The 13,019-nt window shown below is 40.8% G+C and carries 16 protein-coding genes; 2 read left to right on the top strand and 14 right to left on the bottom strand.

The annotated features are described in order from the left end of the window. Positions 1-146: 146 nt before the first annotated feature. Entirely contained in the window at positions 147-1,322 is a 1,176-nt protein-coding gene (locus JZO85_RS18960) for a NupC/NupG family nucleoside CNT transporter (RefSeq protein ID WP_207110081.1), read from the top strand. 186 nt (positions 1,323-1,508) lie between these two features. Here JZO85_RS18960 and JZO85_RS18955 read toward each other — a convergent pair whose 3' ends face one another. From JZO85_RS18955 to rbsR, 8 genes are all read right to left on the bottom strand, one after another. After that, a complete protein-coding gene (locus JZO85_RS18955; RefSeq protein ID WP_207110080.1) occupies positions 1,509-1,823 on the bottom strand; it encodes a hypothetical protein in 315 nt (104 codons plus the stop codon). Positions 1,824-1,833: 10 nt separating this feature from the next. Further along, positions 1,834-2,163, bottom strand: coding sequence for a type 1 periplasmic-binding domain-containing protein (locus tag JZO85_RS18950; protein WP_207110079.1), 330 nt, complete (start codon positions 2,161-2,163; stop codon positions 1,834-1,836). A gap of 195 nt (positions 2,164-2,358) precedes the next feature. Beyond that, positions 2,359-2,661 (bottom strand): DUF5960 family protein, encoded by a 303-nt coding sequence (locus JZO85_RS18945; protein ID WP_207110078.1) that lies wholly within the window; start codon positions 2,659-2,661, stop codon positions 2,359-2,361. 59 nt (positions 2,662-2,720) lie between these two features. Then, positions 2,721-3,122 carry a hypothetical protein gene (locus JZO85_RS18940; RefSeq protein WP_207110077.1) on the bottom strand — a complete coding sequence of 134 codons (402 nt, stop codon included), beginning with the start codon at positions 3,120-3,122 and terminating at the stop codon, positions 2,721-2,723. Positions 3,123-3,322: 200 nt separating this feature from the next. Further along, positions 3,323-4,210, bottom strand: coding sequence for a ribose/proton symporter RbsU (rbsU, locus tag JZO85_RS18935; RefSeq protein ID WP_207110076.1), 888 nt, complete (start codon positions 4,208-4,210; stop codon positions 3,323-3,325). Between the two features lie 44 nt (positions 4,211-4,254). After that, entirely contained in the window at positions 4,255-4,650 is a 396-nt protein-coding gene (gene rbsD, locus JZO85_RS18930) for a D-ribose pyranase (protein ID WP_207110075.1), read from the bottom strand. Positions 4,651-4,666: 16 nt separating this feature from the next. Continuing rightward, positions 4,667-5,572 (bottom strand): ribokinase, encoded by a 906-nt coding sequence (rbsK, locus tag JZO85_RS18925; RefSeq protein WP_207110074.1) that lies wholly within the window; start codon positions 5,570-5,572, stop codon positions 4,667-4,669. A gap of 108 nt (positions 5,573-5,680) precedes the next feature. After that, positions 5,681-6,673: a ribose utilization transcriptional repressor RbsR gene (gene rbsR, locus JZO85_RS18920; protein ID WP_207110073.1), complete on the bottom strand. Its 993-nt coding sequence runs from the start codon at positions 6,671-6,673 to the stop codon at positions 5,681-5,683. A gap of 278 nt (positions 6,674-6,951) precedes the next feature. Between rbsR and JZO85_RS18915 the strand changes: the two genes are divergently transcribed. Beyond that, positions 6,952-7,878: an alpha/beta hydrolase gene (locus JZO85_RS18915; protein ID WP_207110072.1), complete on the top strand. Its 927-nt coding sequence runs from the start codon at positions 6,952-6,954 to the stop codon at positions 7,876-7,878. A gap of 106 nt (positions 7,879-7,984) precedes the next feature. On the opposite strand, the gene JZO85_RS18910 is transcribed toward JZO85_RS18915, so the two are convergent. The 6 genes from JZO85_RS18910 to JZO85_RS18885 form a co-directional block, all read right to left on the bottom strand. Further along, complete coding sequence (locus JZO85_RS18910) at positions 7,985-8,947, bottom strand: sugar-binding transcriptional regulator (protein ID WP_207110071.1); 963 nt, start codon at positions 8,945-8,947, stop codon at positions 7,985-7,987. Positions 8,948-9,288: 341 nt separating this feature from the next. Then, positions 9,289-9,642, bottom strand: coding sequence for a PTS glucitol/sorbitol transporter subunit IIA (locus JZO85_RS18905; RefSeq protein WP_207110070.1), 354 nt, complete (start codon positions 9,640-9,642; stop codon positions 9,289-9,291). Positions 9,643-9,670: 28 nt separating this feature from the next. After that, complete coding sequence (srlE, locus tag JZO85_RS18900) at positions 9,671-10,735, bottom strand: PTS glucitol/sorbitol transporter subunit IIB (protein WP_207110069.1); 1,065 nt, start codon at positions 10,733-10,735, stop codon at positions 9,671-9,673. 13 nt (positions 10,736-10,748) lie between these two features. Beyond that, entirely contained in the window at positions 10,749-11,282 is a 534-nt protein-coding gene (gene srlA / locus JZO85_RS18895) for a PTS glucitol/sorbitol transporter subunit IIC (RefSeq protein WP_207110068.1), read from the bottom strand. Between the two features lie 15 nt (positions 11,283-11,297). After that, positions 11,298-11,675: a transcriptional regulator GutM gene (locus JZO85_RS18890; RefSeq protein ID WP_207110067.1), complete on the bottom strand. Its 378-nt coding sequence runs from the start codon at positions 11,673-11,675 to the stop codon at positions 11,298-11,300. A gap of 57 nt (positions 11,676-11,732) precedes the next feature. Further along, positions 11,733-12,983, bottom strand: coding sequence for an NAD(P)H-dependent oxidoreductase (locus tag JZO85_RS18885; RefSeq protein ID WP_207110066.1), 1,251 nt, complete (start codon positions 12,981-12,983; stop codon positions 11,733-11,735). Positions 12,984-13,019: the final 36 nt, after the last annotated feature.

Raw genomic sequence — 13,019 nt, 5'->3', positions numbered from 1 at the left:
AATTTGTTAGTGTTTTCGAATTTAGAATTTCTTCATAGAGGACTGTTTTTCATCGCTATCCTTCGCAATTTCAGCAAAAAAAGGCTAAGCTGATTCAGATTATTTTTTAAAGAAAAATACTATCAATAGAAACTAGGAGTGGTTGTTTGCATTTTTTTACAGGTATTATTGGGTTGCTTATTGTTTTAGCACTGAGTTTTTTGATCAGCAGCGATCGAAAGAATATTCGGTATTCTCCGATTTTGGTTATGCTGCTGCTGCAATTTTTATTAGGCTTTATCTTATTGCGAACGACTGTAGGAACGTCTCTCGTCAACGGTTTAGCAGCTGTTTTTGATGCCTTGCTGAGTTTCGCAGGCGCTGGTGTTGATTTCGTTTTTGGAGGAATCGCTAATAAGGACAGCTTTCCGTTTTTCTTAAACGTCCTAATGCCGATCATCTTCATCTCTGCGATCATTGGAATCTTGCGCTACATTAGACTGTTGCCTTTGTTTATGAAAGGTGTTGGACTTGCACTCAGCAAAATCAATGGTATGGGCAAATTGGAATCCTACAACGGAATTGCTTCAGCGATCCTTGGTCAATCGGAAGTATTCATCTCTATCAAAAAGGAGCTGCCTACTTTGTCTGAACAGCGCCTGACTACCATGAGTATCTCAGCGATGTCCACCGTTTCCATGTCCATCGTTGGTTCCTATATGGCGCTGATCCAACCGCGTTATGTGATTACTGCACTCGTACTGAATCTATTCGGCGGATTCATTATTGCTTCAATCGTTAATCCCTACCAATTGGAAAATGATGAATTGATGATCGCTGAGGACAAAGAGCAAACCTTCTTCCAAATGCTGGGAGAATATATTTTAGACGGCTTCCACGTGGCAGTCACTGTAGCAGCAATGCTGATCGGTTTTGTCGCATTGATCGCGATGATCAACTTCCTTTTTGCTAAACTCACGGGGCTGACCTTCCAAGAAATCCTAGGATATATTTTTGCTCCATTAGCTTTTATCACAGGCATCCCCTGGAAAGAAGCTGTGAATGCAGGAAGCTTGATGGCTACCAAACTAGTAACCAATGAATTCGTTGCTATGACGGAGCTGGCCAAAAGCAACTGGGATTTTTCAACTCGGACTACGGCAATTCTCTCTGTTTTTCTAGTTTCTTTTGCCAACTTCTCCTCCATTGGAATCATTTCTGGTGCGATGAAGGGCTTAAACGAGGAAAAAGGCAATCTGGTTGCCAAACACGGATTAAAAATTCTATTGTGTGCTAGTTTGGTCAGCTTTCTAAGCGCAATTATTACTGGTCTGATTTTTTAACTATCCAAAAACAACCGCTAAGGCTCATTTTTACTGAGACTTAGCGGTTGTTTTATTCATGCTGAAGTTGCGTATTCTTCTTTACTTTACGCTTGATCGCGATTACGAAACAAAAAAACTGTAATCATCATCCATAAAATGGACTTTGTCTACAGTCTGAGAGCCGCACACTTGTGCGACTCCTTATTAAACGGTTTTTATTAATTTTAACTTGATAAAGTGCCCTTCGGCAGATTCGACAACTTGCTCTATTTTATAGTGAGGAACAAACTTAGGTTCATCCACTTCCAACAGCGTTACTTCTTTTCCGAAGCCAGGAACTCCTACAACGAGGTTTTTTGTTTCTAAATGCAGCTGCATCACATTTTGCAATTGACCTGAAACCTCTAACAAAGCTTTCCTATCCTTGCTTTGACGCCAAGTACTTTGATGCAACAGCCGCAGTCCGCTTCGTAAAATAGTATTATGAACTGTCTTCTGTCGAATGACTTCTTTCCACATAAACGGCTCCTTAAGCAGCCGTTTCTTCAACTGTAACAGTTACTCGGACACCTAAATTACGACCAGCCTCGACCAGCTGTTCCGCTATTTCTGAGGAACTATCTAAATAAAAGACAAAAGCAGTATATTCCTTTGCGAATTTATTTAAGAAGCGTTCTCCTTCTTCTAATAAAGCCTTTCCAGTCAGACTTTCATAAAAAATAACTTGCTTATTACGTAAGAAGGTTTGCGGCAATTGCTTTTGAACTCCGACAACTGCGACTTTTTCCCCCTGGTAGTGACGTTTGATATGATTCCAGATTTGTTGCTCTGGTTCCGCTTTCTTTTCAAGAATGAACAATATATTAACTCCCTTTCAGTTTAAATTCATTGCCTGCAGGAAATAGCCCTGCCACTAGTAAATCATGCAAGACCATCACCCCCCATTCTTGCTAAAAAAATAACAAACCATATTATATCCATCATACCAGCTTCTTTTTTTAAAGCAAGCTTAAAAAAAGACTTTCAAGTTTTCTAAACCTGAAAGTCTTTAGGATCATAGCTGTTCTTCATCAGCAACTTCATATTCGTAAGGCGAATCTTCATAGAAAAATTGAGTGGATACTGTCGCCTCATTGTCCATAGCAATCAATTCTTTGCGAAAAGGAAATCTGACCGTATTGCCTTTGATCGTATATTCGCCAGGCAGGATATAATATAATTTGTCATCCGGCGTCGGCTTATTTAATTGGGTCATTACTTTATCGATCACCTGCTCCGGATCGATGGCTGTTGCTTTTACGACCTTTTCATAATCCTTTAAAAATGCTGTCTGTCCTTCAAAATAGGTTCTATCCATTTTACTCACCCTTTCCTATTTACTTTACCAGTTGCCTTCATTTTCTTAAACAAACTCGCTTACTCAGTCAAATCCAACGTTCCTGCTTCTGTTTGAAATACAGGCCAGCTACCCGCAACATCGATTCGAATCAAATTTAACTCGGGATACTTTTGGAGCTCTGTTCTTACAGCGTGAATCAATTGGGCTTGTTTCGCTAAGTGCTCCTCCAGCGGCAAAAGCTTGTCTTGATCAAGAATTTCCCGATACTCTTGATTCTTTTGAATGATCTCGCGGAAAGCCGCTTTGAATGACCGTTCGATTTTTCGCGCGAACTTTGCTTCATTATCAGTCGTATAAGCTACTTGCTCTTTTTCTGCCAGAAAAGTCACATAAATCAAAGGGACCGTCGAGACAGGCTTCATCGGCGACACATAATAAAATGCCTGTTCCAAAAGATCTAATGACAATGTCAGCTTCATAACTTCTCCTTCTTCCTAATCGCTAGAAATTTCTCGAAAAAACGAAAATCCTTCTAATAGTTCCGCCTGAATCCTTTTTTATAACTTCAGTGTAAGAAATAGGACTAGCCTCGTCTTTTCCTGTATTGATTATAGCACTGACAAGAAAAATTTTACTTGGATTTATCTTAAACAAAAAAAGCTGTCAGAAATCGACAGCTTTAGATCGTTACCGTTAATGCCGCTGCAGCTAGAATCAGTAACAGCCCAATGATGGTAATCGTCATTTCTTTTTTGGTTTTCTTTTGTCCCAAGAACCAAATACCGGTTAATGTGGCTAGTACAACCGAGGTTTGAGATAAAATGAAGCCAGTTGCTAATCCGTTCATATTAGGCTGTGCTGAGATCAAGTAGGTCAATGCAGCAAAGGCAAAAAAGAAGCCGGAGAAAATATGCTTATACGATACTGCTTCTACTAATGCAGATTTTTCTTTGTCCTTCATACGTAAAATCACGGAATAAACAAGCGCAACTAAAAACATACCGATCGCCTGCGGCAGGAATGCGTGCATCCCATCGATAGTGCTTGCTTGCGGTGCAGCGGAATAAGCCCAATAACCAATTTCACCGACTGCTAACAATAATACTGCTTTTTTCAAGATATTAGCTTTTTCTTGTGTTTTTTCTTCCGTCCAAACGGTCATCCAAGCACCTAAAACAATTAATACTAACGCAAAGCCGCCTAATAATTTCGCGCTAGTCCCTGGCCAATCGCCTAAAGCAAAGACTCCCCATAAGGATGCACCAAGTAACTGGAAGGCCGTCGTAATAGGCATCGCCCGAGACGAACCAATCAGGGTAAATGATTGAAAGGTGATAATTTGGGCAGTTGCCCACCCCACACCTGAGAGGATCGAAAAGACCAAGTTCATTCCTATTGGAAAACTCATTCCATTGACTATTGCAAAAACTAGGGCAAAAATCAATGTACCTAAAGTTGAACCTACTATTTGATTGACCGGACGTCCACCAATTTTTGACGCGATGGTGGGATAAAGCCCCCATCCAAGTAATGGCCCTAGTCCAATCAAGATTGCTGTTGTATTCATACTGTCTCCTCCTTGATTTTCTCTTTTAAACTGACCTATCTAGTTTAAAAGACAACACCGCTTTCTAGCAAAATATTTGCATAAGGAGTCATTTCTCCAGTACGAATAAATGCTTTACTATCGTGCAAAGCAGCCTTCATCTCAGCATGAGTAATGAACGTTACAGGTGTTTCAGGTAATCGCTCTTGAATTTTTTTCAACATTTCTGGGTTCTCCGTTTTGATTTCCTCTGCCAGATAGATCCGTTGAACAGCTAATTCCTCTAGTACATTGTTCAAAACATCCATAAAGCTTGGAATACCTTTATCTACGGCTAAATCAATTTTTTCTGTCGTCATTGGAACCGGCATCCCGGCATCACCGATACTTAATTGATCAAAATGTCCCATTTGTGCGATCACACGTGAAATATCTGAGTTGATGACTTTACTTTTTTTCATGATAAAAATCCTTTCGTTACTTCAATTCATTTTTGTATGGAATAGATGGTTGAGCACCAAAGCGTTGAACTGTCAGCGATGAGGCCTTATTTCCATATTCAATCGCTTCTTCCAAGTTACTAAAATCCTTCATTAATACACTGCTCATAGCACCAATGAACGTATCCCCAGCCGCGGTAGTATCTACTGCGTTGACCTTGAAAGCTGGAACGATACCGTTACGCCCCTGAACGTCGTAAAATGCACCTTTACTGCCGATCGTGATAATCACTGCTTCAATTCCTAATTGATGTAAATAATCTGCAGCTGCTTTTAAGCTCGCCTCATCCGTAACGTGGATCCCGGTCAAAATTTCCGTCTCAGTTTCATTTGGAATGATCATATCTGTAACGCGCAAAAGTGCTTCTGGAACATTTTCCAAAGCGGGGGCAGGATTTAAAATTGTTTTTACACCTGCTTCACGGGCAATCGAAAAAGCTTCAATCGTACTTTCTAAAGTGCTTTCAAATTGAGCAATAACAAAATCACTGGCCTTGATCACATCCGCATACTCTTGGACCTGCTGCGGGGTGAAAGCATTATTAGCCCCCGAATGAATCATGATGCTATTTTCACCGTGATCATCAACAATAATATAAGCCTGACCAGTTGCTTGCTTCTCTAGGGTTTGGACACCAGTTAAATCAATTCCTTCTTCAGATAAAAGCTCCCGCATCATTTCGCCTGCTTCATCATTACCGATTGCTCCGATAAAATGTGTAGCTGCTTCAGAACGTTTGGCTGCCACTGCTTGGTTTGCTCCCTTGCCGCCGCCCGCAGAAAAAATTTCTTTCGTATGCATCGTTTCACCAGGTTTTGGCATTTGCTTCACACGGATCGTCCGGTCAAGATTGATACTTCCAATAACTGTAATCGTATTCATTTTGTTCACTCCATTTCCTATTCTTTCGAGTTCCTCAATTCGAATTAAATTAAAACGTTTTATTAAAACGTTTTAATTCGACACCAAAAATATAGCACAGCTTGAAAGCTATTTCAAGTGTGCTGTTGAAAAACGTTTTATTAATTGAACCGGCAAGGTTTTTTCTTCCCATTCTTTCTCAGGCTGCTCGATTCTTTCCAATAATAAGCGAGCTGTTGTTTGTCCCAGCTCATGGATAGGCTGGGCGATCGTTGTCAGCTGCGGCGTGACGTATTCGCACATATCGATATTATCATACCCAATTACACTGTAATCCTGCGGAATTTTTTTCTTTGCAGCGGCTAAGCCCAAGTATAAACCAAAAGCCAATTCATCATTGATAGCAAAAACTGCCGTTGCATCTGTCTTAATGATTTCCCTAGCTGCTTGACGTCCGCCATCTTTCGTTAACTCCCCGTAAACCAAGATAGCCTTAGGATAAATTTCTTGAAAACCCGTTAGCCGTGTTTTGATATTTTCTGTCGCATCTTCAGGCAGCACTACTGCTACCTTTTCATGACCCAATTGGCTCAAATGTTCGCCAGCAAGTCTTCCCCCGGAAAAATCATCAGTCAAAACTGCGTCGCTGAAGCCCTCTGCTTTCTTTTGATCCAAAACAATATAAGGGAGATTCTTTTTCCTCAGCGTTTCATTGATAGCCTGGTTGGAGATTGCTGAACTGGCTATGATATAGCCATCAACTCCGCGACGACTTAATTCTTCTAAATAATCCGTCTCTTTTTTCGTATCTAAATCAGCATTACAAAGCATCGTTATAAAGTTTTCGCGATAGAGAACACCTTCAACCCCACGGACCAATGTGCTAAAAAAAGGATTGGTGATATCAGGGACCAATACTCCAATCGTCTTGCTTTTTTTCATGACCATCCGACGGGCAAAATAATCTGGCTCATAATTCAAAGCTGCTTTGGCTGCCAGTACTTTTTCGACTGTTTTCGGACTGAATTTTTGATCGTTACCGTTTAAAATCTGAGAGACCGTTGCAATCGAGACTCCTGATTGTTTGGCGACATCTTTGATGGTGATTTTTTTATTTTTCATCTGACCGCTCCTCGCTCGTCGTAAGGTAATGATTTTTTAACAAAAATCAGTTTTATGTTCGTTCTGCTTCAAGCTCTGCTACATTTTCTCATGAATGGATGCACCTGTAAATACATCCGCTAATGAACTTGCTATAGTCTTTATTTTTTTCTATACTTCTTATGATATGCTCGCTCCTTGAATTTGTTTCGAAGCTCCGCAACAAAGGGTGCGCACATAAAATTTTTATAGCCTTGGTAAATGGTTTCGCAGCTTACCATGGAAAAGAAAGGAAACAAATGAATAAAACAACAAAAATCATTCTAGGCATTATCCTAGTCTTAGCGATTGTATTAATCGCAGCAGGGAATTATTTTTACTCCTATGCCATTGTTCCTGCTAAAAAGGATTTTCTAGCGGATAGTTCAAAAAAGAAATCTGCGGAATTAATTTCTGCCGAAAATTGGTTCAATAATGAAAACAATCGCAGCGACTGGAATCTTTCCTCAAAAGACGGACTAAAATTATCCGCTTATTATCTGCCGGCAGAAAAGGATCAACATAAAACAGCGATTATTGCACATGGTTACATGGGGCAAGCTTCTGATATGCCGCAATATGCTAAAATCTATCACGATCTCGGCTACAATGTTTTGATGCCTGACGCTCGCGGGCATGGAAAAAGCGAAGGCGATTATATAGGCTTTGGCTGGCACGAGCGGAAAGACTACCTCCAGTGGATCGATCGCATCATCAAAAAAGACCCGCAGTCTGAAATCGTTCTTCATGGAGTGAGCATGGGCGCCGCGACTGTCATGATGACCAGTGGTGAAAAGCTGCCAGATAATGTCAAAGCCTTTGTAGAAGACTGCGGCTACAGCTCGGTCAAGGGTGAGTTGAATTACCAGTTGAAGCAAATGTTCAATCTGCCCTCATTTCCATTGATCCCTGTTACCAGCCTCGTTACGAAAATCCGTGCAGGTTACTTTTTTGGTGAAGCAGATACGATCAAACAATTAAATAAAAACGAACGTCCGATGCTTTTTATCCACGGTGATAAAGATGATTTTGTTCCTTATTCGATGTTAGCTCAAGTTTACGCAGCGACTAAAGGACCAAAAGAAAAATATGTGGTTCACGGTGCCAAACATGCCGAGGCACTAAGCAGCGACCCTAAACTGTATCAGAAAAAAGTGACGGAGTTTATCCAGAAATATATTCCTTGATCCAAGTAGATAGAACGCTGAGTTAACAAAAAAACGAGCACTCATTGCGAGGACTGCTCTAACTAGGACTTCCTTTGTTCTTTGTCCTAGTTAGAGCTAGCCTCTATCAATGCGTCTCGTTTTTTGCTTGCTCCAACAAATATTCAGCTAAACTATCTGTAATTGCAATGTGAGTAAAAATTTTCGTTTTCGTGCCCACATACAGCACATCCTTTTTACTTTCCTCGTAACAGGCAACTGCCACACTGGAAATTTTGCGTACATCATCAACACCTAGCCCAATAACATTTTCGTTAATCTCACAAGCGACTTCCTGTCCCGCCTGATCAATAAATTTCGAATTCACATCTCCGATCACATCAAGCTTCTCCAGTTCATTGATATCTTGCTGATTCACATAGCCGATTTCTGTCATTGTATTGTTTTGAGAGAAAGGGCTGGCGATTCCGACCAACGCGAAGTCGACATTTTTCCCTGCTTCCAACACATCGTGGATGCCATCATTTTCGATTAAGCTTCTCTTGATAAAATCATTGTCTACTAATGCTGGAGCATACAAATATTTGCATTTAGCGCGCAATTTTTTGGCTAGATCATAGGCCAATTGATTGGAATGGACATCTACCATCTCTGACCCTAACCCGCCAATCAGAGGTATGATCGTCGCATCTGAATGATTTTCATAGGGATATTCGTCAACGATCCCTCTTAACATTTTCCCCCACGAAAGACCAATCGTTTCAGCCTTCGCGACCTCCCTTTGAAAGGCCGTGATTGCGGTTTGAACTAACAAACGCTCAATCTCATCCTTTCGCAAACTGCTGGTATCTAATACTGCCGCCTTTTTTAACCCGAATGTTTCTTCCAATGCTAGTTCCAGCTCAACGGAATAAGCGCTTTCGCTTTTAATGAAAATATCAACAATGCCTTCATTTTTTGCGTCATTCAAATATTTTGAAACCAATGAACGAGAGATTCCCATATGCTTAGCGATCTCCGATTGTTTCAAATTCTTTTTGTAATACATCGTAGCCACTTTTACGATGTCGCGATTATGTTTTATAGCCATTTTAATCCCATCCCTCTAAACAACTTTTGATTTTCAAACACCATGCGATTAATCCTACGAATGCGCGAGTAGAACTAGTGGGGGGTAAAATTCATTTTTCGCAGTTAATGTAAATCAACAAAAGAATTTTCCTGTCGCAAAAAAACACTTGTTTTCCTACTTAACATTCTACTAATCTAACGGACTGATTCTATCAATAAATTGACAGCTGACCCCCTTTAGACAGCCTTTTTCTAAACCAAAGAAAAAGGCTGTTACGTTCATTTTGCCTATTATTTTTTGAAAAGCAGAACGGACAAATGAGGATGTACCCGATCGGCACATCCTCAACAACTTTTGTTCTAAATAATCTCGATCACATCGCCAATTTCAAAGCTTGGAAAAACTCCTGGGCTGACAATAATCGCTCCCGGCAAGATTTCCCCGATCTCATTTCGGAAATAAACCGAAATATGTCCTAACTCTTCAAAATTAGCATTTGCTTGCGACCCTACTTCTTCGATCGTAAATTCTTGATCACCAAATTTTATTTTCCCGCCGATCTTCAAGGCATCTTTCGGCTGATCCTCAAATTCATGAATCACACAAATATCTCTCAACTCTGCAGTCGCAGAAGGTCCAAACAAAATAATCAATCGTTCTTCTTCAAAAGCTGGTACCATGCTGCCAATTTCAATAATTTTAGATTTTACCATCCATCCATTCGCTCCATTCAAACAATTTTTAATACATTCCGAAACTAGCCAACCAAGCCAAAATTACAGCCGTAAAACCGGTTAGCATCCGTCCATATAAAATCGCGGGCACCCCGATGGCTACTGTTTCTGGTTTTGCTTCTCCTAAGGATAAACCAACTGGAATAAAGTCACAACCCACATGAGCATTTATCGCAAACAATGCTGGCAATGCGTATTGCACAGGAATGGAACCGTTAGCAATTTGTGTACCGATCAATACACCAATAACCTGTGAAATTACGGCACCTGGTCCCAAGATAGGCGACAAAATCGGAATACTACAGATTAAGGCTAAAGCGATCATCCCTGGTAGTGAGCCTGCTAGTGGAGAGAGTACCTTCGCTAACCAGTCACCGACACCAGTATAATTGATAATCCCAACGATCATACTGATAAATGCCATAAATGGAATGATATTTTTTAATAGCATATCCAGCGCATCACGTCCCGATTGATAGAACGTTCCCATTACACCACCAATGCCGCGTGAGAAACGAACTAAAAACCCGTCTTTTTTCGCTTGGACTTCTTTATGATCTTCTTTGATTTTTGAATATCGCTCTCTAAACTCTTCCTCAGATTCACGACCTTCAGTTATCATTTTTTCAGTTGCTGCCGCAGATTCTGCATCTTCAGCATGTGCATGATTAACTGCTGCCATTTGCCGCTCTTCTAGATTCGCATCCTCCATCAACGCTACATCTTCTGGACGTACTCCCGAAACGAAGATATCTTCTGTAATGTGCTTTGATAGCGGTCCAGATGGAGAAGATGGCAATACATCTACGGTTGGGATACGCTTCATTGGATAAACACCGATACGCGCTGTTCCCCCGCAGTCGATAACGGCACATACTGTCTCCTCTTCAGGAATTTGATTCTTAAATCCATCACAGGCAATCCCGCCGGTCAAATCAGCAATTTGCTGCGCTACTGGATGGATACCGCCGCCAGTAACAGAAACAACTTTATTTTTCTTCTCTGTTGGTGTCAAGGTCAATCCAACACCCCAGCCCTTATTTCCAGGTTTTACAAATACTGTTTTGTACATTACGATTTCCCCCTTACGCAGTCGCTTTCTTCGCTTCTCTAGCCATCATGAATTTAGTCAGTCTTTCAGTTACGATCCCACGAATCAAAATAACAACAATCCCTACTAAAAAGTAGCGAACAGCTAAACTAGACTGGTTAAATCCTGCTTTGGTCACACCATTGGCAATTCCCAAATAAACAAATAATTCGCCTGCATTAGCATATGGGAACAATCCAGTTACCGGGTGAACGAATGATACAGCTGCATCATAAAATGCTGGTTTTTCTTCTTCCTTAACGAACTTGCCGAATGTATAAGCCATTGGGTTCGTCAACATTAAAACCGCCAAAATCGGCATCAACGAGTAACGTAAAATCATATATTTTGAACAATAGCGGATAGCTCTGTCGACACGTTCTTCACCGATAAATGCAATAACTGAGTAAGTAAACGTTAGTAGTACAATTAACAATGGTACGATCCCGGTCATGTATCCCATGAATTGCTCGCCGCCGGCTTCAAACATACCAATAAAGTTTTTCCCTGCCCATTCGATATATTTCATTATAAAATCCTCCTTTTAGGTAACCGCTTCCAATTTCCGTGTGTAAATCTGTGATAAGGCCCGCTCAATGTGGGGCGCCTTTTTTTCTTTTTTTAATGTACTGTAGCTGACTAGCTGCACACCTCTATATGACTGTTCTTCTTTGAATCGTGCAAAAATCGTTAAACCTTTGCAAATATAGCACTGAATCACTTTTCCATCAGTATCAACGACAACTGCGACGATCGTCCGCAATACTTTCCCTTTAACAACTTCAGTATAAAATTCATATTCTGTTCCAGCCTGTTCAGTGGTGATTCTTTTTATGAAACTTTGATAATACTTCACCTGAACGATACTTAGCAGACTTTGACTAAGCATTAAAACGATCAAAATAATCATCAAGCCGTTCATAAGCTACATCCTCTCTAAAAGCAGATGAGGAAAATCCCCATCTGCCTAAAATTCACCTTACTCGCCAAACGTAGAATCTTGAAGTTTCCGCAAACGATAAACGGTCGTTGATTCATCAATTTCAATATCATCATAAGTCAAGAATGTACCGTCTTTAATGTCGCGTTTTGCAACAGATGAGCCGCCAACTAGGCCGATTGGTACATTATTATTTTTCACTAGATCTTCGTGTGTTTCTAGTACACCACGAACACAATAACCGCCGATACCATCGATTTTTTCTCCTGCCTTGATATCTTTCTTAGCTACGGCAACAGTTTCCGAAATCGGAGCGCCTAATGGAACGATCGCGTGATCATGATTTAAAACTGCTTTGGCAATCGTGATCGGTGTTTCTAAACTCGCTAAATGGTACGGACGATACAAGATATGGTGATCGCGATCCCCCTTCTTCATCAAGTAGCTCAATTCATGTCGAGCACCTTCATTTTGTCCTTTAACAATGACGAATACCCCAGGTGCCAATCCATCCACATATTCAACTACACCATATTTGTCTAAGACCCCGCCATTTTCTTTCAAATCCAAGTCCTTGATTACTGAATCAACATCGCCGCTGATCCCGTGCATCCCAACTTTATCAGGAATAAAGCCGATCGCATTAGATAATAAGTTCATTTCAGCCATAGTCTTCGTGCCGTCTTGGAAGGCTGCTAACATGTGGCTGGACATTTGTTTGGAATCTGCCTCTGCTTGAGCTGTATCTGGATTAGCGCCAACTTTCAGCTTATTGTTCTTTCCTTTACCAGCGACTAAAACTTCCATCCCCATGCTTTTCGCGAATTCAAATAATTCTGTTGTCGCAGCTGGCTCATCACCGTCTGACCCTGTATAAACTAAGTTTGCTGAATCATACATTTTCTTCATCAATGGTCCGATCGTGATATCTACTTCTACATTCAGCAGAACAATATGCTTCTTCGCTAACAATGTTTCTAACGAAATTTGTGCCCCTACTTCTGGAACTCCAGTCGCATCAACAATTACTTCTACCTTATCCGAATGAATGATTTCTTTAAAATCTGAACTGACTAGAATGTCCACTTTTTTTTCTGCACTTGCATTGTAAGCATCCGCTGCGCGCTGTGCAGCATCCTTATTGATGTCACTGATACCTGTCACTGCCATCCCCGGAATCGTCGAAATCTGAGCGATCATCCCAAATCCCATTTGACCTGCACCAATTACCCCGACTTTGATTGGTGCGCCATTTCTTTCTCTTTCCAAAAGCTTCCCATAAAGTGTCATTATTACCCCTCCATACTTTTTTGACATATGACAAAG

It is taken from the genome of Candidatus Enterococcus murrayae, from assembly GCF_017315985.1.
GTDB classification, from domain to species: domain Bacteria; phylum Bacillota; class Bacilli; order Lactobacillales; family Enterococcaceae; genus Enterococcus_A; species Enterococcus_A murrayae.
Note: the sequence above shows the minus strand (reverse complement) of the source record. Positions and strands in the feature narration are given on the sequence as shown.

Bases quoted from the DNA above. Each gene is read 5' to 3' on its own strand.
- JZO85_RS18955 (WP_207110080.1), bottom strand. From the start codon at position 1,823: ATGTGGAAAGAAGTCATTCGACAGAAGACAGTTCATAATACTATTTTA.
- JZO85_RS18885 (WP_207110066.1), bottom strand. From the start codon at position 12,983: ATGACACTTTATGGGAAGCTTTTGGAAAGAGAAAGAAATGGCGCACCA.
- srlE (WP_207110069.1), bottom strand. From the start codon at position 10,735: ATGTACAAAACAGTATTTGTAAAACCTGGAAATAAGGGCTGGGGTGTT.
- JZO85_RS18940 (WP_207110077.1), bottom strand. From the start codon at position 3,122: ATGAAGCTGACATTGTCATTAGATCTTTTGGAACAGGCATTTTATTAT.
- JZO85_RS18915 (WP_207110072.1), top strand. From the start codon at position 6,952: ATGAATAAAACAACAAAAATCATTCTAGGCATTATCCTAGTCTTAGCG.
- rbsR (WP_207110073.1), bottom strand. From the start codon at position 6,673: ATGAAAAATAAAAAAATCACCATCAAAGATGTCGCCAAACAATCAGGA.
- rbsU (WP_207110076.1), bottom strand. From the start codon at position 4,210: ATGAATACAACAGCAATCTTGATTGGACTAGGGCCATTACTTGGATGG.
- JZO85_RS18910 (WP_207110071.1), bottom strand. From the start codon at position 8,947: ATGGCTATAAAACATAATCGCGACATCGTAAAAGTGGCTACGATGTAT.
- rbsD (WP_207110075.1), bottom strand. From the start codon at position 4,650: ATGAAAAAAAGTAAAGTCATCAACTCAGATATTTCACGTGTGATCGCA.
- rbsK (WP_207110074.1), bottom strand. From the start codon at position 5,572: ATGAATACGATTACAGTTATTGGAAGTATCAATCTTGACCGGACGATC.
- JZO85_RS18945 (WP_207110078.1), bottom strand. From the start codon at position 2,661: ATGGATAGAACCTATTTTGAAGGACAGACAGCATTTTTAAAGGATTAT.
- JZO85_RS18905 (WP_207110070.1), bottom strand. From the start codon at position 9,642: ATGGTAAAATCTAAAATTATTGAAATTGGCAGCATGGTACCAGCTTTT.
- JZO85_RS18890 (WP_207110067.1), bottom strand. From the start codon at position 11,675: ATGAACGGCTTGATGATTATTTTGATCGTTTTAATGCTTAGTCAAAGT.
- srlA (WP_207110068.1), bottom strand. From the start codon at position 11,282: ATGAAATATATCGAATGGGCAGGGAAAAACTTTATTGGTATGTTTGAA.